This window comes from Kaistia terrae, assembly GCF_026344005.1.
Taxonomy (GTDB): domain Bacteria; phylum Pseudomonadota; class Alphaproteobacteria; order Rhizobiales; family Kaistiaceae; genus Kaistia; species Kaistia terrae.
Genome location: NZ_JAPKNH010000001.1, coordinates 804,848 through 829,254 on the forward strand (window position 1 = coordinate 804,848; position 24,407 = coordinate 829,254).

Here is a 24,407-nt window from a genome sequence, read left to right on the forward strand (position 1 = left end):
GCACCGGTTGAAGCGGAAAGTGGAACGCGATGGCAGATCGCTACGATAATTCGTTCTCGCGACGGCCTGCGCCGCTCGACGGGAACACGGGGCGCCGTAACGAGCAGCCTTCGCCGGTGGAAGATGATCCGCTGGTCGAACTGGCTCGGATGGTCTCCGGCAATTCAAGCTTTGATGACATCGTTGGCGGACGCGGCACGGTCGCGTCGCCGGTTGTGCGCCCGGCGCAGCAGTCCGGCGTTCGCGATACATCGTTCGATCTCGAATCCGAACTGATGAACGATCTCCAGACGTCCTTCGATCCGGCGGTTCGCACCGCTTCGGGGCGTCCCGCGCAGGTCGAGCCGCCGCGTGCCGCTCCGCCGCGTGACGAAGGCTTTGACCATATGCGCATGCGCCCCGGCGCGCCGGCCGCGCCGTCGCAGCAGTGGCAGGCTGCCCAGCCGCCGCGTCAGGCCGAGCGCACGCAGCCGCGCTATACGCAGGAAACCTATGCCCAGCCTGCGGCCGAGGAAGAAGATCCCTATGCCGGCACCGCTTACGCGGGCGCCACGGACTATGGCCGCGAGCGCGGACAGCCCGCCCAGGCTGCAGCCTATGACCAGGGTCAGTATTATTCCGGCCAGGAAAATGGCGCGGATGATCACTCTGCCGGCTACGATGACTACGTCGATGATCCGAACGCCGGATATGACGACAACAGCTATGACCAGCGCCACGATCAATCGGAGCGCTATGCCGAGCCGCGTCGCTCGCGCAAGGGTCTGATCACTGCGGCGGTCGTGCTCGGCGTTGTCCTGGCAGGTGGCCTCGGCGCTTTGGCGCTGAAGGGTGACGGAACCACCAGCGGTGGTGCACCGGCAATCATCGCCGCCGATGAAGGTCCGACCAAGGTTCAGCCGGTAGCGTCGGCGGATAGCGAAGTCGCCCAGAACAAGCTGATCTACGACCGCGCCAGCCCGGAACTGGCCGGCGACGAACAACTCGTTCTCCCCGACGATGGTCCGATCGACGAAACGCCGGCTTCGAACGAATCCCAGGCCAGCCGCGAGATCTCGCGCATCATCTTGCCTGGCGCGCCGGGCGCTGACGGCAATCCGTCGTCGATTGACGATCTGGCGGGTGATTTTCCGGCGGCCCCTGCTTCATCCGCTGAACTGGATGCTGGCCCGCGCAAGGTTCGCACCGTCGTGGTGAAGCCCGATGGCACGATCATTTCGAGCGAGGCGCAGCCGCGCAATGCCGGTTCCAATGCGAACCAGGCAGCGCCTTCGACGAATGCGCCGATAGCGGCCGCTCCGGAGCCTGTCGCAACGCCTGCGACACCGGTTCGGACCACGGACGCCGAGGCTCCGGCCCCGGTTGCCGCCGAGCCGCAGGTTGCGGAAGTGCCGGCTGTCGAGCCGGCCACGCCGCGCGCTCAGCCGGCGGCTCCGGCCGCTGCGGCCCGCCCCGCTGCGTCGGGTGGCTTCGTCGTCCAGGTCGCTTCGCAGCGCACCGAAGAACAGGCGCTTGCCTCCTACAAGGCGATGCAGCGCAAGTTCTCCAACGTGTTTGGTGGACAGGAGCCGAATATCGTTCGCGCCGATCTCGGCGCCAAGGGCATCTACTACCGTGCTCGCGTGGGTCCGATGGCGACCCGCGACCAGGCCGTCTCGTTCTGCGAGAGCCTGCGTGCGGCCGGTGGCGACTGCATCGTCCAGAAGAACTGATCGCGAGAGACGAGCGGCGGATCCAATCCGCCGCTTGCGGCCTGCCCGGCGGGCGGCTAGAGCGTTTTCGAGCGAAGTGTGACACAGTTCGCGTCAAGAAAACGCGACCAAGCAAGGAGTTAGAGTAGGGCGCTGTTTCTGGTAAACGGTGAAATGCTCTAGGGCCGAACAATGACCGCCAAAGCATTCATTTCTGGTTGTGCAGGGCGCAGCCTTTCGGATGATGAAATCGCGTTCTTCCGCGATGAACGGCCATGGGGCCTCATCCTCTTCAAGCGCAACATAGGCACGCCGGAAGAAGTCTGCGATCTTGTCGCGACTTTTCGCGATCTGCTCGGCGATCCGGACCGGCCCGTCCTGATTGATCAGGAAGGCGGCCGCGTCCAGCGCATCGCCTCGCCGCATTGGCGCAATCGCCCGTCCGCGCGGAGCTCCGGTGACCTCTATGCCGAGGATCAGGCAGCCGGTCGACGCATGGCCTGGCTGCAGGGTCGCCTGATTGCCTCGGATCTGATCGATCTCGGCATCACGGTGGACTGCGTTCCCGTGCTGGATGTCGGCACCCCGCAGACCCATGCCGCAATCGGCAACCGCGCCTATGCGGAAGATGCCGAGCTGGTCTCGATCCTGGGTCGTGCGACCGCCGATGGCCTTGCCGCCGGTGGCGTGCTGCCCGTGATGAAGCACATGCCCGGACACGGCCGCGCGACCGTCGACAGCCATCTGAGCCTGCCGGTCGTCGAGGCTAGCCTGCGCACGCTGGAGGCATCGGACTTCGTGCCGTTCAGGGCGCTGAACGATTTGCCCATGGCGATGACAGCGCATATCGTCTTCACGGCGGTGGATCCCGAACGCCCGGCAACTACCTCGAAGATCGTCGTCGACGAGATCATTCGCGGTCGGATCGGCTTTGACGGGTTGCTGATGAGCGACGATCTTTCGATGAAGGCGCTCGGCGGCGACTACGCCAGCCGCGCGGCGGCCGTGCTTTCGGCTGGCTGCGACATGGTCCTGCATTGCAACGGCATCATGGAAGAGATGGCGGATGTGGCACGCTCGGTTCCCGAATTGACGGGCAGGGCGGCCGAACGGGCAGCGACGGCGCTTGCCGCGCGCAAGCCGCCGCACACGCTCGATCGCGAAGCGGCGGAGGCGGAGTACGCCACGCTCACCGACCGCGCCGGCTGGCCACCGGCGGCGGCCTGAGGCGACCGAATCCGATGGCCGCGACCCGCGACAAGGACGGCCAGAGCGAACTCTGGGAGATGGCTCCGGGCGAACGCAAGGATGGCGACGCCGCGCTCGTCGTCGATGTCGACGGCTTCGAAGGTCCGCTCGACCTGCTTCTCTCTTTGGCGCGGACGCAAAAGGTCGATCTCGCCAAGATCTCGATCCTGGCGCTGGCCGAGCAGTATCTTTCCTATATCGAGGAACTGCGGCGCCTCCGGTTGGAGCTCGCGGCCGACTATCTCGTGATGGCGGCCTGGCTCGCTTATCTAAAATCGCGGCTGTTGCTGCCGTCGCCTTCGCCCGACGAAGAGCCGAGCGGTGAGGAAATGGCGGCGGCGCTCGCGTTTCGTCTGCGCCGATTGGAAGCCATGCGCGAAGCGGCGGCCAAGCTGGTCAATCGCGATCGCCTCGGCCGCGAAGTGTTTGCTCGCGGCATGCCGGAGGCGGTCGAGATCGTCCAGCGCAGCGATTATGCCGCCACCCTTTACGACCTGCTGATGGCCTACGCCTCGCAGCGGCAGCGCCAGATGGTGTCGGTCGTGCATGTGCGGCGGCGTCAGGTCTGGTCGCTGGCCGAGGCGCGCGAGGTGCTGACGCGGATGGTTGGCAGCATCGCGGACTGGACGCCCGTCGACGTGTTCCTGTCGCCCTGGATCCTGACGCCCGAAATGCGCGCAACCGTGGTCGCCAGCTCCTTCAGCGCCAGCCTGGAACTGGTGCGCGAGGGCAGGGTGGAATTGCGTCAGACGGCCCCCTTCGCGTCCCTCTACATGCGGGATCGCGATCGCGATGGCGCGGAGACAAAGAACGATGGTTGATCGAGACAATCTGACCTTGCTTGCGCCGGAAGGGCACCGCATGGCGCTGCGCATTGTCGAGGCGATGCTGTTTGCAAGCGCCCATCCGCTTGGCGCCAAGGAGATCGCGGCGCGGCTGCCGGAAGGCAGCGACGTCGACGCGCTGATCCGTGAAATCGAGCACCTCTATTCCGGGCGCGGCGTGAACCTGGTCAAGGTTGCGGGCAAGTACATGTTCCGCACGGCAAGTGATCTCGCCTTCCTGCTGCAGCGTGATTCCGGCGAACAGAAGAAGCTTTCGCGCGCTGCGCTCGAGACGTTGGCAATCATCGCCTATCACCAGCCGGTGACACGAGCCGAAATCGAAGAGATCCGGGGCGTCTCGATCTCCAAGGGTACGCTCGACGTGCTGATGGAGGCGGGCTGGATCAAGATGCGCGGCCGCCGCCGCACGCCGGGCCGTCCCGTGACCTATGGCACGACCGAGAATTTCCTTGTCCATTTCGGACTGGAGATGATCGGCGATCTGCCGGGTCTCGAAGAGCTGAAGGGGGCCGGTTTGCTCGACGGACGCATTCCGCCGGGCTTTTCCGTGCCCGAGCCGCGTGATGGTGACGCGCTGAGGGACGACGAAGACCCGCTCGACCCTGATGACCTCCTCGCGGCCGGCCTCAGCGAACACGACTGAAGCCAGCGATGTGGATGGACCTTCCGGGGAGGCGGTCAGTTCCTGCATGAGGTCTGGCCTGCCCTAGATGTCAGTCATGATGAGTTTTGGAAACTCTACGGCAGATTGGCGCCTTGCGCGTTGAGGGCGGCACCGCGCGTCATGAATATTTAGTCTCCGTTCCTTGACGCGCTCGCCGCTACTTGCGCGGGTCGGGCTCAAGCCTATGCTCCGGCGCGGAGAGGGCCGTCAGACGCGGCCCGGCGTCAGCCTGGGGAGGCAGCTTTGTCCGATTTTTCATTCAATCGTCGTCAATTACTGACCATCGGCACCGGAATAGCCGCGATGGTGGCTCTGCCCGCGCCCGGGTTCGCCCTCTCGCCGACGCATCCGGTGATTGCTACCGGCGGCAAGGGCGGCGTTTTCTATCCGTATGGCAAAGCAATTGCCGACGTCCTGGCGGGCACGGTGGAGGTCACCGGCGGCTCTGTCGACAACGCCCGCCTTGTTCACTCGGGCAAGGCGGCAATCGGCTTTTCGACCCTTGATTCTGCCTATGACGCCGTTCACGGCGTCGGCGCCTACGCAACGGACGGCAAGCTGGATCTGCGCGTCCTGGCCGTGCTGTACGATTCCTTCCTGCATGTTGTGGCGAATGCCGATGCTGGCATCGCGACGATTGCCGATCTGAAGGGCAAGCGCGTCTCGATCGGCTCGGCGGGCTCCTCGACCGAATCGATAGCCGACCGCGTGCTTCAAGCGGCCGGGCTGGATCCCGCCAACGGGGTTGTGCGCAGCAATCTTGGCGTGGCCGAATCCGCCGAGGCGCTGAAGGACGGCAAGATCGACGCTTTCTTCTGGATTGGCGGGGTTCCTACCGCCGCCGTGCGCGAGCTTTCGGAAGGAAAACCCGCTTTGACGTTCATCGCAACGGGCGGTGAATATGCGGCGATCGACCAGAAATACCCCGGCCTCTATCGCCAACTCGTCCTGCCGAAATCGGCCTATGCCGGGTTGAAGGCCGACGTGCCGTCCCTTGGCGTCGCCAATATTCTGACTGTCTCCGCCAAGGCCGAGGACGCGTTCGTCACAGCCACCCTGAACGGAATCTTCGACAATCTCGGCGCGATCCACAAGTCACACCCCGAGGCTGCCAAGCTGGCCTTGACCAGCGCTGGCGTCGCGACGGCCGTACCGTTCCATCCGGCTGCCGAAGCCTTTTACAAGGCAAAGGGCGACTGACATGCCTCCGCCCGTCGGCCGGATCGGATTACTGCAAACTCGACGCCGGCGACGACAGGCGCTAAACCGCATCTATGACTGCAAGCACGCAATGGATTGAACGCACTGCCTGGGGCCGTCGCGGCACCGCCGGTGTCACGATTGCCGCTCGGCTCGGCTTTGACGGTGTCACGCATCACTACGGCGACGAGCCGTCGTTGCGTGGCATCCATCTCGAGGTGGAACCGGGAGAGGTTGTCTGTCTTCTCGGCCGTTCCGGCTGTGGGAAAACGACGCTTTTGCGCGTCACGGCAGGGCTTGAGCGCCCTTCCGGTGGACGCATCACGGTCAATGGCCGCGAAATGGCGTCCTCCACCGTATTTGTGCCGCCGGAGAAGCGCGGCGTCGGCCTGATGTTCCAGGACTATGCGCTATTTCCGCACATGACGATCCTGAAGAACGTCATCTACGGGCTCAATGATCTTCCGCGCGCGGAGGCCGAACGTCAGGGGCGGCTTGCGCTCGCGCGCGTCGGACTGGACGGGTACGCGTCGTCGCACCCTCATGCGCTATCGGGTGGCGAACAACAGCGTGTCGCGCTGGCTCGCGCCATCGCGCCACGCCCTTCCATGCTGCTCATGGACGAGCCGTTTTCCGGTCTCGACAAGCGATTGCGCGATCATGTCCGCGAGGAGACGATGGCGATCATCCGCGAGACGCGGGCGACATGCATCATCGTCACCCATGATCCCGAGGAAGCGATGCGTATGGGCGATCGCATCGCCCTCATGCGTGGCGGCAAACTGCTCCAGGTCGGCACCGCGCGGCATCTCTACGAGAATCCTGTCGACCTCTATGCGGCCCGATTCTTCTCGGAACTGAACGAGTTCGAGGCCATCGCCCGAAATGGTCGCGTGGAAACGCCGATCGGAACTTTTGCCGCGCAGGGGCATTCGGACGGCTCGACGATCTCCATCGGCATTCGGCCGCAGGGTGTCGGGTTTACCATTGCCGGGAACGGCGTGCCGGGACGCATTGTCGGCCACCAGTTTCTTGGAGAGGTTGATCTGCTTAGCGTTGCGATCGACGGCATGGATGTCCCGATCCGTGTTCGCACGCGCGATAACGCCGAACCCTTCGTGGTCGGCAGTGCCGTGTGGCTGACCATAGATCCACGCGACGTTCTGGTGTTTGCTAAACCGGCCGGATAACCCTACATGCGTGTCAGATGGTTGGTTGCGGGCGCAGGGTCCGTCTGCGATAGTCGCCCACCAAACGCATAGCGCGTGATTTTTGTGGAGATGAGTTGATGGGTTCTTTCAGCATCTGGCACTGGCTGATCGTGCTGGTAATCGTCCTTCTGCTGTTCGGCAAAGGCAAGATTTCCGACGTGATGGGTGACATGGCGAAGGGCGTCAAGAGCTTCAAGAAGGGTCTTGCGGACGAAGACGAACCGGTCGCCAAGCCTTCTATCGACAGCAAGCCTTCCGATGTCGTTTCGTCGAATACCGACGAGAAGACCCGCGCCAGCTAAGTCCTGAACAAGGGCCGCGAAGCTGCTTCGCATCCGCGCTTTTTGAGCGCGGATCGCAGGGCAGGTGGATCGGTGTGATATAATGCTGGATATCGGCTGGAGCGAACTTCTCCTCATCGCCGTCGTTGCTATCGTTGTGGTCGGTCCGAAGGATCTGCCGCCGATGCTGCGTGCGCTTGGACGTACCGTGTCCAAGATGCGCAAGATGGCGGGCGAGTTTCAGGGGCAGTTCAATGAAGCGCTCAAGGAAGCCGAGCTCGACGACGTCAAGAAGTCGTTCGACGAGCTTCGCGGCCTGAACCCGCTCAATGACATCAAGAGCAGTCTGAGTTCGCTTCCCGAGGCGATCGCCAAGCCGTCGCCGTCTCCGGTGCCGCCGCCTGCCGATCAGCCGGCACAACTCATGACGGATTCGGATATATTGCCGACACCGCCGCCGGAAGTGTCCAAGTCGCCGGTCGAAGCGTCCAAGGCCTCGGCATCGCCGGTCGAAGCGTCCAAGACCGTGGAAGCGGTTGCGCCGGTCGTCGCGCCGAAGCCGAAGCGTGCCGCAGCGACGAAGGCTGTATCCGCCGAGGGCTCGGTCCCGAAGCCGCGCGCATCGCGGGCGAAGCCCAAGTCGATTGATGGCGTCGCTGCCGTATCGGCAGAAGCCAAGGCGCCGGCTCGGATTCGCAAGCCGAAGCCGACGGTGGAGACCGCCGCACCTGCCGCCAGCCTATCCGCTGCCAACGAGTCGGTAGTTGCCAGCACGACCGAAGAGTCCAAGACATGAGCGACAAGCCTTCGGCCGAAGACGAGATCGAAGCGAGCCGCATGCCGCTCATGGAGCATCTGATCGAGTTGCGTTCGCGACTGATCAAGACGCTTGTCGCGGTTCTCGCCGCCTTCCTGATCTGCTTCTATTTCGCGGGTACGATCTACAATATCCTGGTCATCCCGTATGAGTGGGCCGTCGGCCCGGCGCAGGACGTCAAGCTGATCTACACGGCGCCGCAGGAGTATTTCCTGACGCAGATGAAGCTGGCGCTGTTCGGGGCCGTATTCATCGCGTTTCCGGTGATCGCGATGCAGGTCTACAAATTCGCGGCGCCCGGTCTCTACAAGCACGAGAAGCGGGCCTTCGTGCCCTACCTGATTGCGACGCCGGTGCTGTTCATCATCGGTGCGGGGTTGGTCTATTTCCTTATCCTGCCGATGGCGCTCCACTTCTTCCTGTCGTTCCAGCAGACGGGCGGCGAGGGCAAGGCGCAGATCGAAGCGCTGTTCAAGGTCAACGAGTATCTCGGTCTGATCATGACCCTGACGCTGGCCTTCGGCATCGTGTTCCAGCTGCCCGTCGTTTTGACGCTTTTGGGGCGGGCCGGCATCGTTTCGAGCCAGATGCTCAAGGACAAGCGGCGCTATGCCATCGTGCTGGCCTTCGTGGTCGCGGCCGTGCTGACGCCGCCGGATGTTATCAGCCAGATCTCGCTCGCCATTCCGGCAATGCTTCTTTACGAGCTCTCGATTGTCTCGGTCCGCATGGTTGAGCGCAAGCGCGCCGAAGCCACGGCCGCGGATGACGAGGACGAAGCCGAGGCGAAGTAGGGCGCTCGAAGCCTGAAGCCGGATTTCATTGGAGCCGCGCCATCCCGAGGGATCGCGCGGCTCTTTTTGTTTTCAGCGATGGCGGAGCGACGGTTTCGTCGCTTTCTCTCACCGGGCGCCGTGCTGCCGGGTTGATCCTTCGACAGTCTCCCACTATCCGTCATGCGAATGCTTTGCTCTTCCGCGGCCGGAACGATGGCCGCCATCTCTTCGAGGCACGATCATGCTCGACATCAAATGGATCCGCGAAAACCCTGAAGCGCTTGACCGTGCGCTCGCCAGTCGTGGAGCCGAGCCGATCTCGTCGAAGCTGATCGCGCTTGATGAAGCGCGCCGGGCCCATATCGTCCAGGTCCAAGCCGCCCAGGAGCGCCGCAACGCCGCCTCCAAGGATATCGGCAAGGCCAAGGGCGCCAAGGACGAAGAGACCGCCGCGCGCCTGATGGCGGAAGTCTCGACCATCAAGGAGTTCCTCGCGCATGCCGAGGAGACGGAGCGTCGGCTCAACAAGGAGCTTGATGACGCGCTGGCGGTCCTCCCGAACGTGCCGCTTGAGGACGTTCCTGCCGGCAAGGACGAGAACGACAACATCCAGTACTTCGGCCGCAACCAGACCGAAGAGCACGCGGCATCGGCGCGCCCCAAAAAGCGCGTGCATGCCTTTGCAGCCAAAGAGCATTTTGAAATCGGCGAAGCGCTCGGCCTGATGGACTTCGAGGCGGCCGCGAAGATCTCCGGCAGCCGTTTCGTCGTGCTCAAGGGCCAACTCGCCCGCCTGGAGCGCGCCATTGGCCAGTTCATGCTCGACCTCCACACGAGCGAGCATGGCTACACCGAGGTTCAGCCGCCCTTGCTGGTCAAGGACGATGCGTTGTTCGGCACTGCCCAGCTGCCGAAGTTCGCCGAGGATCTGTTCAAGGCCGGGGAGCAGCATTGGCTGATCCCGACCGCCGAGGTGCCGCTGACCAATCTGGTGCGCGAGAGCATCCTCGACGAGAAGGAGTTGCCGCTCCGCTTCACGGCGCTGACGCCTTGCTTCCGTTCGGAAGCTGGGTCGGCTGGCCGCGATACGCGCGGCATGCTGCGCCAGCATCAGTTCAACAAGGTCGAGCTGGTGTCGATCACCACGCCCGAGACCTCCGGCGATGAACACGAGCGCATGCTCGCCAGCGCCGAGGAAGTGCTGAAGCGGCTCGACCTGCACTATCGCGTCATGCTGCTCTGCACCGGCGATATGGGCTTCGGTTCGCGCAAGACCTACGACATCGAGGTCTGGTTGCCGGGCCAGAACGCCTATCGCGAGATTTCGTCCGTCTCGGTCTGCGACGATTTCCAGGCCCGGCGCATGAATGCGCGCTATCGCCAGGGCGCCGAGAAGGGCAACCGCTTCGTCCATACGCTGAACGGTTCCGGAACAGCGGTAGGCCGCGCGCTGATTGCCGTCATCGAGAACTACCAGAACGAGGACGGCACGATCTCGGTTCCTGACGCGCTCAAGCCCTATATGGGCGGGCTCGACAAGGTTGGGGCGGCATAGCCGCTCCCATCCGGTCTTGGACACCGACCAACGGCTTGCTCTCGACCTGCACCCTGACGAATAGCGAAGGCTGACCCAGACATGCGCATTCTGATCACCAATGACGACGGCATCCACGCCCCCGGGCTCGCGGTGCTGGAGCGCATCGCACGGACCTTGTCCGACGATGTCTGGGTCGTCGCGCCGGAAACCGACCAGTCCGGCCTCGCGCATTCGCTGACGCTGAACGATCCGCTGCGGCTGCGCCAGGTCTCCGAAAAGACCTTCGCGGTGCGCGGCACGCCGACCGATTGCGTGATCATGGCTGTCCGCAAGGTGTTGGACCGCGCGCCGGATCTCATCCTGTCGGGTGTCAATTCCGGCCAGAACGCCGCCGACGACGTCACTTATTCGGGAACCGTCGCCGGCGCGATCGAGGGGACGCTGCTGGGTATCCCGTCGATTGCCCTGAGCCAGGCCTACGAGTCGGTGGACGGTCAGCGCGTCATTCCGTGGGATACCGTGGAAGCGCATGCGCCGCGCATCCTGAAGAAGCTGGTGGATCATGGCTGCCCGCGCGGCGTGCTCTACAATCTGAACTTCCCGAACACGGCGCCCGGCCTCGTCACCGGTATCGAGGTGACGTCGCAGGGTGTCGTCTCGCACGGGCTGAGCGTCGACGAGCGCCATGACGGGCGCGGCAATCCCTACTTCTGGCTGATGCATCGGCGCATCGCCGAGGAACATGCGGCCGGCACCGATGTCGACGCCCTCCAGCGCCGCGTCATCTCGGTCACGCCGCTTCGGATCGACATGACGGCCTACGACCAAGCGCATGGCCTCAAGGCATTGTTCGACTGAGCGCTCTCGCGCCAAATGCTTCGCGGATCGCTGGCTTGAGGGTCTGCGATCCGCATTCTGCCCCGAAATGACGCAAATTCGTCGGCGATGCTGCGTGTAATAAGACGCCGTTTACCACCTTGGCCGCATGAGTAGGGCACATAAGGCGAGGGCGCGTAGCGTATGGCACTCGAGGCAGTTCAGTTTCATCCGATGGACTATGAGGCGTTCGACGATAATCTCGTCCCGATCGCCCAGTTTCTGCTGCGCCTGCGCCAGTTCGGCATCATGGATCGCCGCATGGTGGATGCGTTCGAATCGGTGCCGCGTCAGCCCTTCCAGCCGACCGATGCCAAACGCGGCCCGCTTTTCGGCGAACGGCCGCAGCCGATCGATTGCGGGCAGCTCGACACCCCGCCCATTCTTGCTGCGCGCATGATCGAGGCGCTTGCGCCGACGACCCGCTGTCGGGTGCTCGAAGTCGGCACCGGTAGCGGCTACCTGGCGGCTGTCTTGTCGCGGCTTTCCCGGCGGGTCTATACGGTCGACCGTTTTCGCACCTTGGCATTCGCGGCGCAGGCGCGTTTTGAAATGCTGCGGATCGCGAACATCACGTCTGTCTTCGGCGATGGCCTCGACGGCTGGCCGGAGAAGGGGCCATTCGATCGTATCGTCTCCTCAGCGTCGGCCCAGGCCGTGCCGCCTGCCTTTATCGAGGCGCTTAGCACGAGCGGTACGCTGGTAATGCCGATCGGTCCCGATGACGGCATCCAGACATTGACGCGCTTTATTCGTGTCGATCGCCAACTGGTTGCCACACCGATCTGTTCGGTGCGCATGGTGCCGCTGATCAAGGGCAAGGCAGCACGCCTCTAGGGCATTGCCTGGTTGCGCTTTCTTCACGTGAGCCGTTTCGCGCGACGGTCTAGAGCAAGATTCATCTGGGTCGATTCCTACTTTCCCGCATCTCCCTCAGGGAGAGGTGAAGAACGATGTTTCAAATCAGATGGATCTTGCTCCAACTTCGTCGATCCCGCAGCCTCGATCGCGAACCATTCCACCGAAGCGGATGCTGACTTTCACAACGCTGCTCAAGGCCCGCCCACGCTTGTCGCGGGCGCCTTGTTGGTTAAGGACCTGCGCGCCTGTGGTTCGCGGCCAGGCGCTGGAATAAGGCGCCGGAATGCCGGTTCTCCGGAATTCTGGCATCGCTGCGGCCTGAACCGGGCGGAATCCGGGGATTTCCTGGATCTTTGTTTCCGTTTCGAGTGATGCCGACGAAGTTTCGCATCGTGCTTAAGCCTTTATCAACGTTACCAGCGTCTATTGGCGTCATGTGTGGTGTGGCGTTGCGAGTAGGCTCGATGTGCAGAAATGCTTCCTCTTTTCGGTCTCGGACTCTCTCTCAGGTTGCGGTTATTGCGCTCCTTTCGGGGTTGACCGCGGCCTGCAGCGCTGACGGTTCGCGATATGGTTCGATTTTTACCGGTAGCACGGCGAACCAGAAGCAGATCATCGGCGGTTCGCAGCCGATGCCGGCTCCTGTCGATTACAGCTACAACAACGCCGGCAATGGCGATGTCGTCGCAACGCGGCCTGCTACGCGTGGTGTCAGCCGCTCCGATCTGCCGATGCTGCCGGGCGTGCAGCAGAGCAATCAACCCCTGGCCTCGGCTCCGGCCTACGGGTCGGCTGAGACCTACCAGCCGCCGCGTTCCTACACCCCGCCGACCGATACGGTTGGCTCGGTCCAGTCTTCCGCTCCCACTCAGGTCGCTTCCGCCGCCCAGCCTCCGCGTCGCGGCGGTGCCTGGTCGACCGAAGGCGGCACCTCGGTGACGCTCGGGCCGGGCGAGACGCTCTCGTCCGTGTCCCGTCGCTATGGTGTTCCGATCAAGGAGCTGGCCCGCGTCAACAACATCGGCAATCCGTCGCAGGTTGGCGCCGGTACGCGGCTGACGATCCCGACCTACGGCCAGGGCAACGCTGCTGTCGCCGAAGCGCCGGCTCCGCAGGGTCGTGACAATACGCAGCTGGTTGCCGGACCCGCCCCGGCTGGCGAGCGCAAGAACCTTGCCTCGGCCGAAGGTGCGCCGCTCAACGGTCTGCATACCGTGTCGCCGGGTCAGACCCTGTCGTCGATCGCCCGTCTCTATGGCGTCAGCGCCAAGGATCTGGCGTCCGCCAACGCGCTCGGCTCGACCAACCAGTTGAAGTCCGGCCAGAAGCTCAAGATTCCGGGCCATGACGGCCAGCAGCAGGCTGTCGCCCTGCGCACCGACCCGTCCCGTCGCGAGGAGAAGCCGCGCGGTGAAGATCCGAACGCCAAGCCGGACGCCGCCAATGGGCTGAACAAGTCCCCGAGCGCAGATCCGGCGACGACGGCAAGCGTTGCCAAGCCGGTCGAAACAGCTTCGATCGCCAAGCCGGCGACCCCGAATCAGCCGGTGGCCTACGCGCCGCCGTCCGAGACTGCACCGGCTGCGACCAATGCCAGCGCCGACGCCGGCTCAACCAACGGTACGACGTTCCGTTGGCCGGTTCGTGGACGCATCATCACGGGCTTCGGCGCATCGGCAACGGGCGAAAAGAACGACGGCATCAATCTCGCTGTCCCGGAAGGCACGTCGATCAAGGCCGCCGAAGCGGGCACCGTCATCTATGCCGGCAACGAACTCGAGGGCTACGGCAATCTGGTCCTCGTCCGTCATGCCGACGGCTGGGTCTCCGCCTACGCCCACAACAGCAAGATCCTGGTCAAGCGCGGCGATGCCGTGCGGCGCGGCCAGATCATTTCGCAGGCCGGCTCGTCCGGTTCGGTCAACGCGCCGCAGCTTCACTTCGAGCTCCGTCGCGGTTCGAAGCCGGTCAATCCGCTGGATTACCTGCAGAGCTGACCCGTCGAAGCACTTCGCGCGAAGCGGATAGCCGTTCGCGCGAAGACAATGCGACAGTTGAACCGTGGTTGGTGCCTTTCACCAAACCGTGCAAGACGCCAATCTGGCCGGCCTGATCTCATCTCGTGATGGATATTCCGGCCACAATACTGGCGGGGCGGCTTCAGCCCGCAAGAGCGACCCCAAGTCGTCCCGCCAGATTCTGCACATACTGCCAGGCCACGCGTCCTGAACGCGCGCCGCGCGTTGTCGACCACTCCAGCGCCTCGGCCCGCAAAACCTCCGGCTCCACCTTCAGCCCGAAGTGCTCGGCATAGCCGTTGACCATGTCGAGATAGTCGTCCTGGCTGCACTTGTGGAAGCCGAGCCACAGACCGAAGCGGTCCGACAGCGACACCTTCTCTTCGACAGCCTCGCCGGGATTGATCGCCGTCGAGCGCTCGTTCTCCATCATGTCGCGCGGCAGCAGATGGCGCCGGTTGGACGTGGCGTAGAAGACGACATTCTCCGGCCGACCCTCGACGCCGCCGTCCAGCGCCGCCTTCAGCGACTTGTAGGACGTATCGTCATTGTCGAAGGAAAGGTCGTCGCAGAACAGGATGAAGCGGCGATCCTGGGCGCGCACCAGCGTCATCAGCTCCGGCAGGCTGTCGATATCCTCGCGATGGATCTCGATCAGCTTCATCGGATGACCGCCGGGCAGCGCCGCGGCATTGCTGTTAATCGTCGCATGCGCCGCCTTGACCAGCGAGCTCTTGCCCATGCCGCGCGCACCCCAGAGCAGCACGTTGTTGGCCGGCAATCCGCGGGCGAAACGATCGGTATTCTCGACCAGGATATCGCGTACGCGGTCGACGCCCTTGAGCAGGACCATCTCGACGCGGTTGACCTTCGGGACCGGCTGCAAGGTGCCTGTCGATGCCTGCCAGACGAAGGCGTCGGCGGCGTCCGGGTTGAATTTCGGCCGTGCCGGGGGAACGGCGCGCTCGATCAGGGCGATCAGCCGGTCGAGACGATCGGCGACGGATTTCAGCGTATCTTCTGTCACAGTGCATTTCCTCGGGCCAATCCCTACCTCCCGCGTGTCGAGAGGTCTGAGGGCGTGCCGGCGGCTGGGGTTAAGGCGTTCAGACGAAGGCAAAACCCCTCATCCGGCTCTCCGGGCGATCTCTTCCCGCGTGCAAGCGAGGGCTCCGGACGACATTCGCCACTATCATGCTGGCGCGGCCATTTGCAAAGGCTTGCCGCGTGGTTATATTCCGCGCCGTTTCGCGTATCGCTGTCTCTCCCTATGTGAAGGTCGGCGCCAACCACGCGTTTTGATCGGGCGGGCCAGCAGTGGACCCGTCAACGCTACAGGGAGCAACCATTTCCATGTTCATTACCCCCGCCTTCGCACAGGCTGCCGGCGCATCCGCCGGTGGTGCCGACCTGCTCATCCAGTTTGTGCCGTTCATCTTCGTCTTCGCCATCATGTGGTTCCTGATGATTCGTCCGCAGCGGCAGAAGCAGAAGGCACATCAGGAAATGATCAAGGGCGCCCGTCGTGGCGACACGGTCGTGCTGTCGGGCGGCCTGATCGGCAAGATCAACAAGGTCGTGGACGATTCCGAGCTGCTGCTGGAAGTCGCCGAGGGCGTGCGCGTCCGCGTCTCCCGCGCCTCCATTGCTGATGTGCGCGCCAAGGGCGAGCCGGCCAAGGACGGCGAGTAATCCTCGTCTAGCTCCCCCTTGATGAAACGGCTCCTGTAGGAGCCGAGATCGACTGGAACGGTTTCCATGCTGCACTTCACACGCTGGAAGATGATTGCGATCCTGACCGTAGTTGTGGTCGGGCTTCTCGCCGCGCTTCCCAATCTCTTCTCGAAGGAAACCGTCGAATCCTGGCCGAGCTGGGTGCCGAAACGGCAAATGGTTCTCGGCCTGGATCTCCAGGGGGGCGCTTATCTTCTCTATGAGGTGGATAAGCAGGACTACGTCCAGAAGCGCCTGCGCTCGCTCGTTGGCGACATCCGCAAGGCGATGCTGGAAGAGCCGCGCATCGGCTATTCGGGCCTCGGCGTCCAGGGGCAGGGCGTTCAGCTCCGCATCCGCGACCTGTCGCAGCTCGACGAGGTCAAGAAGCGCCTCGAGCCGTTGCGCAACCAGCTTGCGACCTCCGCGCTCGGTGGCACGGCGGTCAACGAATTCGACCTGACCGTCGGCAACGACGGCCTCGTCCAGATGGCCTATTCGCAGGCCGGCCTCGACCAGCGCATCCGCCAGATCGTCGATCAGTCGATCGAAGTCATTGGCCGTCGTATCGACCAGCTCGGCACCGTCGAGCCTTCGATCCAGCGCCAGGGCGCCGACCGCATCCTCGTCGAGGCTCCCGGCCTTGACGATCCGGAGCGCTTGAAGACGCTCGTCGGCCAGACCGCCCAGCTGACGTTCCATCTGGTCGATACCGGCGTTTCGCCGACGGCCGATACGCGCAAGCCGGGCACGATCGTTCTCAATTCCACAGACAACCCGCCGGTCGCCTACGTCCTCGAAGAAGCACCGCTTCTGACCGGCGAAGACCTGACGGACGCCTCGGCAACCTTCGATTCGCGCACCAACGAACCGGTCGTCTCGTTCCGGCTCTCCAGCGCCGGCGCCCGCGTCTTTGGTGAAGTCACCCAGAAGAACGTCAACCGCCCCTTCGCCATCGTGCTTGACGACAAGGTGATCTCGGCTCCGGTCATCCGCGAGCCGATCCTCGGCGGCTCCGGCCAGATTTCCGGCAATTTCTCGATCCAGTCCGCCAATGACCTTGCGATCCTGCTGCGCGCCGGTTCGCTGCCGGCCAAGCTGACGATCGTCGAAGAGCGCAACATCGGTCCGGGCCTCGGCGCTGACTCGATCCGTTCGGGCAAGATCGCCGCGATCATCGGCACCGTCGCTGTTTGCGCCTTCATGGTCATGACCTATGGCGTCCTCGGCTGGATCGCCAACATCGCCGTGATCGTGAACGTCATCCTGATCTTCTCGATCGTGACGATACTTGGCGCGACACTCTCGCTACCGGGTATCGCGGGCGTGATCATCACGGTGGGAACGGCGGTGGACTCCAACGTTCTGATCTATGAGCGCATACGCGAAGAGTTCCGATCCGGACGCTCCGCCATCGCCTCGATCGATGCCGGCTTCCACAAGGCGCTCGGCACCATCCTGGACGCGAACGTGACGACGCTGATCGCCGCCCTCGTGTTGTTCTACATGGGCTCCGGTCCGATCCGCGGCTTCGCCGTCACGCACGCCATCGGCGTCGCGACGACGATGTTCACGGCGTTCACCTTCACCCGCCTTCTGGTTGCGATGTGGGTGCGCTGGCGCCGTCCGACCACGATTTCGCTCTGAATCGAAGCGAGGACACAAACCCATGGCTCATCTTCGCATCGTTCCCGACAACACCAAGATCCCCTTCATGCGGATGCGGAAGTGGACGTTTCCGCTCGCCGCCTTCCTCTCTGTCATGTCGGTGATCCTGTTCTTCACCGTCGGCCCCAATTACGGCATCGACTTCCTTGGCGGCACCGTCATCGAGATCCAGACCAAGGAAGCGAAGCCGGATCTCGGCAAGCTGCGTTCGACGCTGAACGATCTCGGTCTCGGCGACGTCCAGGTGCAGACGATCGGTTCCGACAACACGATCCTGATCCGCATGGGTCAGCAGGCCGGCGGCGAGGAGGCCCAGCAGGCCGCCATCGGCAAGATTCGTGCGGCGCTCGTCGATCAGGCGGAGTTCCGCCGCACCGAGATCGTCGGTCCGCGCGTTTCGGGCGAACTGGCCTCCCGAGGTGCGCTCGCCTTGCTGGCCACCTTCGCGGCCATCGCCGTTTATGTGTGGTTCCGTTTCGAGTGGCAGTTCGCGGTCGGCTCGATCATCTCGGCCGCCAACGTCGTGGTCATGACCTTCGGCTTCTATGTCGTGACTCAGCACGAGTTCAACCTGACCTCGCTCGCAGCGATTTTGACGACCATCGGCTATTCGCTGAACGACACGGTCGTGGTCTATGACCGAATTCGCGAGACGTTGCGCAAGTACAAGAAGATCCCGCTTGGCGACCTGATCGACCGCGCCATTAACGACATGCTGGGTCGTACCGTCATCACGACGGTGACCACGCTGATCGCCCTGTTCTCGCTTTACCTGTTCGGTGGCGAGGTCATCCAGGCGTTTACGCTCGCCATGATCTTCGGCGTTCTCGCGGCGATCTTCTCGTCGGTCTGTGTGGCGGCTCCGATCCTGATCTATTTCGGCCTGCGCCAGGATCAGATGACGAAGAAGGAAGACGTGGAGGCGGCCGGCAAGGCCTGAGCCGATATGGCGCTTTTCACGCGACCGTCCATATCGGTCCGCGACCAGCATTTTCCCGGTCAGGCTCCGATCGATGTCTACGGCGAAGGGGTCTTCCGCTTCGCCGAGATGTCGCATCCGGGTTCGATTCTCTGCCTGCCGAGCGGCATCTACGGATGGCCGGTCGGCAGCGCGGCGGAAATCACCGCCGAGACGCTGGCGGATGTGTTTGCCGAGGCCGCCGACATCGCCCTGCTGGTGATCGGTTGCGGTCGCGACATCGCCGTCATACCGAAGGGCTTGCGGGAGCAGCTCAAGGAAAGCGGCATCGGCGTCGAAGTGATGGCGACCGGGCCCGCGGTCCGCACATACAATATCCTGCTCGCCGAGGGCCGCCCTGTCGCGGCTGCGCTCGTCGTCATCTGATTGGTTTCGTTCCATGGACGTCTTCGCCCTTTGCGCCGATGAAGTACGCGCGCATGACCGGGATCGGTTTCTGGCCGATCTGTTCGCGCCGGAAGCGAAGCGGCGCTATCTCTTCGCGCTCCACGCCTTCAACCTCGAAATCGTTCGCGTGCGCGAACTCGTCAGCGATCCGATGCCGGGCGAAATTCGCCTGCAATGGTGGCGGGACGTTCTGGCGGGTGAGGCGAGGGGCGAAGTGGCCGGCCATCCGGTCGCCGCGGCTCTGCTGGAGACGATTGGCCTTCACAATCTGCCGCGCGCCGCCTTCGACAATCTGATCGAGGCGCACATCTTCGATCTCTACAACGACCCGATGCCGACGCTTGGCGATCTCGAAGGCTATGCCGGCGAGACCGTCTCGGTGCTGATCCAACTGGCGGCGCTTGTGCTGGCCGGTGGCGAGGATCCGCATACGGCTGACGCTGCCGGCCATGCCGGTGTCGCGCAGGCGCTGACAGGCCTTATGCGAGCCCTGCCGTATCATGCCCGGCGGCAGCAGCTCTTTATCCCGACCGATCTCATGGATCGACATGGGGTGAAGGCGGATGAGATCTTTGCCGGGCGGACGACGCCGGAACTGCTCGCCCTACTTGCCGATCTGCGCAGCACGGCGCGACGCCATCTGGAGGCCGGCCGCGAGGCGCTGGCCCGGATCGACCGCGTCGCTTTGCCTGCGTTCCAGCCGGTCGCCCTGGTTGCTCCCGTCCTGAGCTTGATGGACCGGGCCGACTATGATCCGTTCAAAACGGTGATCGACCCGCCGCAATGGAAGCGGCAATGGTGGCTCTGGCGTGCTGCCCGGCGCGGTTCGTTCTGAGCCACGGCTTTTTCGCGATCCCGGTGCGTCGGCTTTCGTATCCTGGCGCCGTGTATCCGTGAAAATCATCCACGCCAGCAAGGCGTTAACGCCGGATTTTGAATCGATCCCGCAGCCCCGACATCACGCTGCGCCGTGCGTCAGCACGTCGATGTTGTGGGCGTGGCGGACGGCGCCGCGCGCCGCCTCGTTCTGGTTGAAGATCTCGAGCGTCTCGGTCTCGTCGTCGACGACCGGCATCAGGGCCGCGTCCATGTAGCTCGCCTTGTCCGGGGTCGCCTCGATCCGGCGGCGCTGGCGTTCGAGCTTGAGGCCGAGCCAGATCAGCGTCGCGCTCTTGGCCAGCGTTTCCCAGGCATGGCGGGGATAGAAGCGCCAGATCGGTTCGATCGGCATGCCGGGGCGGCGGTCGAGACGGTCCTTGAACCGCACGACGCCGCCTTGCAGCGGGTGCACATGCTCGACATCGACCGAGGTCGAGAACCACATCAGCAGTTTCATGATGCTGGTTGTGCGGACACCCGTGGCGGCGGCGCGACGCAGGATCGTCACCATGTGCTCCGGCGAATAGAACAGCCGCCAGGCCTCGCGATAGATCCCCTCCCATTCCTGCTGCGACATCAGGCCATGGCCGGTGACGGCGTGCTCCAGGTCGTACTTGTTGAGGTCGCTATCCATGGCCACGCCCTTGCGGTGCAACGTCTGGTGATCCTCGGAGCCAGGCAGCGGCGTCAGGAAAAAGAACTCCAATATGTCGAGCGGCAACTCGCGTTGGATGATGCCGATATCGCGGCGAATGCTCTCGGGCGTATCGCTCGGGAAGCCGAGAATGTAGCCGGCATAGGTGATGATGCCCTGGTGCTTCCAGTCGAGCAGCATGCGGCGATATTCGGTGATCTTGTTCTGGCGCTTCTTCGCCGCCATCAGATTGTCGGGGTTGATGTTCTCAAGCCCGATGAACACGCGGCTGACGCCGGCCCGCTTACATTTCTCGATGAAGTTCGGGATCTTGTGGCAAAGCGTATCGACCTGGACCATCAAGCCGATCCACATGCCTTCCTTTTCCTTCAGCGCGATGATGCGGTCGAGGATGATCTCCCAATCCTTGTTGCGGGCGAAATTGTCATCGGTGATGAAGTAGTTATGGATGCCTTGGGCAAGGTTTTCGCGGATCAGTTTTTCGATATCGTCGGGCGAGCGGCGGCGTGATTTGCGGCCCTGCACGTTGATGATGGTGCAGAACGAGCACTGGAACGGGCAGCCGCGGCCCGCGTCGAAGCTGGTATTGCCGCCGAGCGTGCGCGCGACGTAGCCAGCGGGCAGGAAGGGCGGCGGCGTGCCTTCGACGCTCGGCAACTCCTTCATGTAATTATAGAGCGGCTGCAGCGTGCCTGCCGCCGCATCGAGCAGGACGCGGTCTAGCCGTTCCTCGGCCTCGCCGGCAAACAGGCTGACGCCGATGTCGAGCGCTTGTTGCAAATCGACATGCAGATCCGGCAGCATGGCCAGACAGCCCGAGACATGAAATCCGCCCATCGCGACGGGAATGCCGGCTTCGCGTAGCGGCCGCGCAAGATCGAGCGCGCGCGGATACTGGTTGGACTGGACTCCGACGAGGCCGACCAGCCCGAAATTGCCGTTGCTGCGAAACGCCTCGACGATCTGGTCGACGCGCACCCGCGTATTGGTTTCGTCGATGGCGCGGATATCGAGGGTGACGTCCGCGCCGAGTACCTTGCGATCCTCGCAATCGGAGGCGAGCCCATAGAGGCTGGCGAGCGAGTTGGAAGGGATCATGGAGCGGTGCCAGCGGATCACATAGCCGTCGTCGTCATAGTGCGACGGCTTGATCAGCATCAGCAGAAAGGACCGCTTCATGAGCGGATCCCGGAATGCGTTTCGGACTGCATGAGTGGCTTTCCCCCTTACGGCGGCTTTAGCGCATGCGAATTCTCGAAATGAGCATAGCTTGAATCAATGGATAATTACCTTACGGAAGGCCGGCGCATTCGGCAATGCCAAGCGCGCCGGTCTCCAGTCGTGGCTATTCGGCAGCGGCGACCGAGGCAGCGGCGGCCGAGGCCGGGCCATTGAGCCAGGCGGCCGTGTCGGCGCGGGCCCGGGCCGTCAGCGCCTTTCGCTTGGCGACCGTCTTGTCGGTGCCGCGCAGCTTGACGCCGGGCTCCTTCGGAACCTCGATCGGCGGGAACAGGCCGAAATTGACGTTCATCGGCTGGAACGAACGGCTTCCGGCCTCTTCATCGACGATATGACCGCCGGTGATGTGGCCGAGCAACGCGCCGAATGCCGTGGTCACAGGCGGCGGCACGGGCACTTCGCCGAGGCGTTCGGCAGCCGCGAAGCGGCCGGCGAGCAGGCCGATGGCGGCGGATTCGACATAGCCTTCGCAGCCGGTGATCTGGCCGGCAAAGCGCAGGCGCGACTGTGCCTTCAGGCGCAGCAGCGGATCGAGAAGTTTTGGCGAATTCAGGAAGGTGTTGCGGTGCAGGCCGCCGAGACGAGCGAACTGGGCGTCCTCGAGGCCGGGGATCATCCGCAAAACGTCGGTCTGCGCGCCATATTTCAGCTTCGTCTGGAAGCCGACCATATTGTAGAGCGTGCCGAGCGCATTGTCCTGGCGAAGCTGGACGATGGCGTGCGCCTTGACGGTCGGATTGCGCGGGTTGGTGAGGCCAACCGGCTTCATCGGTCCGAAGCGCAACGTCTCGCGGCCGCGTCCGGCCATGATCTCGATCGGCAGGCAGCCGTCGAAATAGGGCGTCGAGGCTTCCCATTCCTTGAAATCGGCGGTGTCGCCGGCGATCAGCGCGTCGAGGAAGGCGTTGTACTGCGCCTCGTCCATCGGGCAGTTGATGTAGTCGGCCCCGTTGCCGCCCGGTCCGACCTTGTCATAGCGCGACTGGAACCAGGCGATGTCCATGTTGATCGAGTCGAAATAGATGATCGGCGCGATGGCGTCGAAAAAGGCGAGCGAATCCGCGCCCGTCAGGTCGCGGATGGCCTCCGAAAGGTCCGGCGAGGTGAGGGGGCCGGTCGCGACAATGACGTTGTCCCATTCGGCCGGCGGCAGGCCGGCCATTTCGGTGCGGTCGATGGTGACGAGGGGGTGGTCTTCGAGCGCCTTGGTGACGGCTTGGGAAAAGCCGTCGCGGTCGACGGCGAGCGCGCCGCCGGCAGGCACTTGATTGCTGTCGCCCATGCGCATGATGAGCGAGTTCGCCATCCGCATTTCCGCATGCAGCAGGCCGACGGCATTGTTCTCGGCGTCGTCCGAGCGGAAGGAGTTGGAGCAGACGAGTTCGGCCAGGCCGTCCGTCTTGTGCGCTTCCGTCTCGCGGACAGGGCGCATCTCGTGCAGGACGACGGGGATGCCGCGATTGACGATCTGCCAAGCGGCTTCTGTGCCGGCAAGACCACCGCCGATGATGTGAATTGGATCTGTTGTCATGGCGCGGAGAATATTGCGCCGGAGCCCTTCGGACAACTGCGCAGTTCGCAGTTTGGTCCGGACAAAAGAAAACGCCCGTCGGGGAGGAGGTCGACGGGCGTTCTCTTGGGATGGCGCATCGCGAGGGAGGAGGTTCGCTAGCGCCGTATCGCTGGGAACAAGGGAGGAGGTTTGTTCCCGCGCGAATTTCGTGTCGGCTTAGTAACCAGCCGTCTGCTTGGCGATCTGGGTGATATCGCCACGGTTGATGCCAAGGTCATTGAGCTCGCGGGACGTCAGACGCATCAATTCGCTGCAGGTCTCGCGATACTTGCGCCAGTTTCTGTAGGAAGTGAGGATGTTCGTAGCCACGGTCATTTTCCTTCGGACATCGGACAGTTAGGGAAGCGGTAGTTGTTGTCTGTGTGTCCACCGCTCTTGTTGATCCCAATGTAGGGGATGCTTCCCAAAACGAGCACTGTGAAAAATCGCATGGCTGCGCTGCGCATGACGCAAAGCAACATACAATTGTGATTATATATTGCACTGCAGCATTGCCCAAAGAGGCAGCATTCGCCACGATGCAGGCGAGTCGAGCCGGTTCGCTTCTACGAACGCGGCTTCCGCCATAGGGGGATTCCGGATGCTACTGAGACGCTGGTCGCAAGGTTTGGCGGCTGTCCTGATCCTTGCCCTCTCCGGACCCGCCGTCGCGCAGTCCCTTTCGCCGATCAAGATCCGCTATTGCCATGGCTATGGCTGCAAGATGCGATCGCCTGTGGTGTTCTCCCGGGCCGACCTGCTGACGTTGAAGCGGATCCTGGAGGCGGGCCGACGTAGTCCCGAGGCGGAGCGGGCGGCCATTTCCCGCGCCGATCAATGGTATGAGCGCAAGGCAGGGGCTGCGACCGGCACATCGAGCGATGCCGCGAAAGGAGAGTTTGGCGTCTATACGCCCCTGACGCAGCTCGATTGCATCGACGAATCGGTGAACACGACGACGCTGCTGAAGTTGCTTGAAGGCCAGGGATGGCTCCAGCATCACCGCGTCGGCAGCGTGGCCAGTCGCGGGCTCCTGTTCGATGGGCGCTATCCCCACAACACGGCAACGATCATTGAAAAAGTGAGCGGCCGGCGTTGGGTCGTGGATAGTTGGGTCCGCGCCAACGCCCAGCCGCCGGATATCAAGCCGCTGGATGTCTGGAAGAAGGAAGGCGGGCGGCGCGGCTGAGGGAGCGTCAGCCGGTGCCCATTCGCCGCGCTGGATGCGGCACTACTCAGCCGCATCGTGGTCTCAAAGGGCACGCCGCCGCCTGGGGCAGGGGCGTGCCGCGCATTCTCTCCGGCCTTCC

At 63.5% G+C, this 24,407-nt stretch carries 22 protein-coding genes and 1 pseudogene; 19 read left to right on the plus strand and 4 right to left on the minus strand.

Translation table 11 applies throughout. The annotated features are described in order from the left end of the window. The first annotated feature begins 29 nt into the window (after positions 1-29). From OSH12_RS03710 to OSH12_RS03770, 13 genes and pseudogenes are all read left to right on the plus strand, one after another. Positions 30-1,712, plus strand: a complete 1,683-nt coding sequence (locus OSH12_RS03710; RefSeq protein ID WP_266342140.1) for an SPOR domain-containing protein — start codon at positions 30-32, stop codon at positions 1,710-1,712. A 171-nt stretch (positions 1,713-1,883) separates the two neighbouring features. Continuing rightward, on the plus strand, positions 1,884-2,918 hold the full coding sequence (gene nagZ, locus OSH12_RS03715) for a beta-N-acetylhexosaminidase (RefSeq protein WP_266342141.1): 1,035 nt from the start codon (positions 1,884-1,886) through the stop codon (positions 2,916-2,918). 14 nt (positions 2,919-2,932) lie between these two features. After that, positions 2,933-3,760: a segregation and condensation protein A gene (locus tag OSH12_RS03720; RefSeq protein WP_266342142.1), complete on the plus strand. Its 828-nt coding sequence runs from the start codon at positions 2,933-2,935 to the stop codon at positions 3,758-3,760. Further along, positions 3,753-4,427 (plus strand): SMC-Scp complex subunit ScpB, encoded by a 675-nt coding sequence (gene scpB / locus OSH12_RS03725; RefSeq protein WP_266342143.1) that lies wholly within the window; start codon positions 3,753-3,755, stop codon positions 4,425-4,427. Before OSH12_RS03720 ends, scpB begins: the two co-directional genes overlap by 8 nt. Positions 4,428-4,691: 264 nt before the next feature. Continuing rightward, positions 4,692-5,648, plus strand: a complete 957-nt coding sequence (locus OSH12_RS03730; RefSeq protein ID WP_266342144.1) for a TAXI family TRAP transporter solute-binding subunit — start codon at positions 4,692-4,694, stop codon at positions 5,646-5,648. Positions 5,649-5,722: 74 nt separating this feature from the next. Continuing rightward, on the plus strand, positions 5,723-6,838 hold the full coding sequence (locus OSH12_RS03735; RefSeq protein WP_266342145.1) for an ABC transporter ATP-binding protein: 1,116 nt from the start codon (positions 5,723-5,725) through the stop codon (positions 6,836-6,838). 98 nt (positions 6,839-6,936) lie between these two features. Beyond that, the gene (locus tag OSH12_RS03740) at positions 6,937-7,161 is read left to right on the plus strand and encodes a twin-arginine translocase TatA/TatE family subunit (RefSeq protein ID WP_266342146.1); all 225 of its coding nucleotides are present in this window, start codon (positions 6,937-6,939) and stop codon (positions 7,159-7,161) included. 82 nt (positions 7,162-7,243) lie between these two features. After that, positions 7,244-7,936 carry a Sec-independent protein translocase protein TatB gene (gene tatB, locus OSH12_RS03745; protein ID WP_266342147.1) on the plus strand — a complete coding sequence of 231 codons (693 nt, stop codon included), beginning with the start codon at positions 7,244-7,246 and terminating at the stop codon, positions 7,934-7,936. Beyond that, positions 7,933-8,751 carry a twin-arginine translocase subunit TatC gene (gene tatC / locus OSH12_RS03750; protein WP_266342148.1) on the plus strand — a complete coding sequence of 273 codons (819 nt, stop codon included), beginning with the start codon at positions 7,933-7,935 and terminating at the stop codon, positions 8,749-8,751. Before tatB ends, tatC begins: the two co-directional genes overlap by 4 nt. A 223-nt stretch (positions 8,752-8,974) precedes the next feature. Next, positions 8,975-10,288 (plus strand): annotated as a pseudogene (serS, locus tag OSH12_RS03755) (serine--tRNA ligase); the annotation flags it as partial. An 81-nt stretch (positions 10,289-10,369) separates the two neighbouring features. After that, positions 10,370-11,128, plus strand: coding sequence for a 5'/3'-nucleotidase SurE (gene surE, locus OSH12_RS03760; RefSeq protein ID WP_266342150.1), 759 nt, complete (start codon positions 10,370-10,372; stop codon positions 11,126-11,128). A 162-nt stretch (positions 11,129-11,290) separates the two neighbouring features. Next, the gene (locus tag OSH12_RS03765; protein WP_266342151.1) at positions 11,291-11,983 is read left to right on the plus strand and encodes a protein-L-isoaspartate(D-aspartate) O-methyltransferase; all 693 of its coding nucleotides are present in this window, start codon (positions 11,291-11,293) and stop codon (positions 11,981-11,983) included. A gap of 656 nt (positions 11,984-12,639) precedes the next feature. Continuing rightward, positions 12,640-14,004 (plus strand): LysM peptidoglycan-binding domain-containing M23 family metallopeptidase, encoded by a 1,365-nt coding sequence (locus OSH12_RS03770; protein WP_266342152.1) that lies wholly within the window; start codon positions 12,640-12,642, stop codon positions 14,002-14,004. Between the two features lie 163 nt (positions 14,005-14,167). Here OSH12_RS03770 and OSH12_RS03775 read toward each other — a convergent pair whose 3' ends face one another. Next, a complete protein-coding gene (locus OSH12_RS03775; protein WP_266342153.1) occupies positions 14,168-15,052 on the minus strand; it encodes an ATP-binding protein in 885 nt (294 codons plus the stop codon). Positions 15,053-15,378: 326 nt separating this feature from the next. Between OSH12_RS03775 and yajC the strand changes: the two genes are divergently transcribed. The 5 genes from yajC to OSH12_RS03800 all read left to right on the plus strand — a co-directional run bounded on the left by yajC (position 15,379) and on the right by OSH12_RS03800 (position 19,607). Further along, positions 15,379-15,717, plus strand: a complete 339-nt coding sequence (yajC, locus tag OSH12_RS03780; RefSeq protein ID WP_266342154.1) for a preprotein translocase subunit YajC — start codon at positions 15,379-15,381, stop codon at positions 15,715-15,717. Positions 15,718-15,783: 66 nt separating this feature from the next. After that, complete coding sequence (secD, locus tag OSH12_RS03785) at positions 15,784-17,385, plus strand: protein translocase subunit SecD (RefSeq protein WP_266342155.1); 1,602 nt, start codon at positions 15,784-15,786, stop codon at positions 17,383-17,385. A gap of 22 nt (positions 17,386-17,407) precedes the next feature. After that, the gene (gene secF, locus OSH12_RS03790) at positions 17,408-18,346 is read left to right on the plus strand and encodes a protein translocase subunit SecF (RefSeq protein WP_266342156.1); all 939 of its coding nucleotides are present in this window, start codon (positions 17,408-17,410) and stop codon (positions 18,344-18,346) included. A gap of 6 nt (positions 18,347-18,352) precedes the next feature. After that, positions 18,353-18,751: an Mth938-like domain-containing protein gene (locus OSH12_RS03795; RefSeq protein WP_266342157.1), complete on the plus strand. Its 399-nt coding sequence runs from the start codon at positions 18,353-18,355 to the stop codon at positions 18,749-18,751. A 13-nt stretch (positions 18,752-18,764) separates the two neighbouring features. Then, positions 18,765-19,607, plus strand: a complete 843-nt coding sequence (locus OSH12_RS03800) for a phytoene/squalene synthase family protein (RefSeq protein ID WP_266342158.1) — start codon at positions 18,765-18,767, stop codon at positions 19,605-19,607. A 123-nt stretch (positions 19,608-19,730) separates the two neighbouring features. Here the strand turns inward: OSH12_RS03800 and OSH12_RS03805 are convergent, their stop codons facing one another. From OSH12_RS03805 to OSH12_RS03815, 3 genes are all read right to left on the minus strand, one after another. After that, positions 19,731-21,485 carry a B12-binding domain-containing radical SAM protein gene (locus OSH12_RS03805; protein WP_266342159.1) on the minus strand — a complete coding sequence of 585 codons (1,755 nt, stop codon included), beginning with the start codon at positions 21,483-21,485 and terminating at the stop codon, positions 19,731-19,733. 166 nt (positions 21,486-21,651) lie between these two features. After that, positions 21,652-23,076, minus strand: coding sequence for a methylenetetrahydrofolate--tRNA-(uracil(54)-C(5))-methyltransferase (FADH(2)-oxidizing) TrmFO (gene trmFO, locus OSH12_RS03810; protein WP_266342160.1), 1,425 nt, complete (start codon positions 23,074-23,076; stop codon positions 21,652-21,654). A gap of 198 nt (positions 23,077-23,274) precedes the next feature. Next, positions 23,275-23,433, minus strand: coding sequence for a DUF1127 domain-containing protein (locus OSH12_RS03815; protein ID WP_266342161.1), 159 nt, complete (start codon positions 23,431-23,433; stop codon positions 23,275-23,277). 265 nt (positions 23,434-23,698) lie between these two features. Here OSH12_RS03815 and OSH12_RS03820 point away from each other — a divergent pair, with 265 nt between their 5' ends. Then, positions 23,699-24,286 (plus strand): hypothetical protein, encoded by a 588-nt coding sequence (locus OSH12_RS03820; protein ID WP_266342162.1) that lies wholly within the window; start codon positions 23,699-23,701, stop codon positions 24,284-24,286. Positions 24,287-24,407 lie beyond the last annotated feature (121 nt).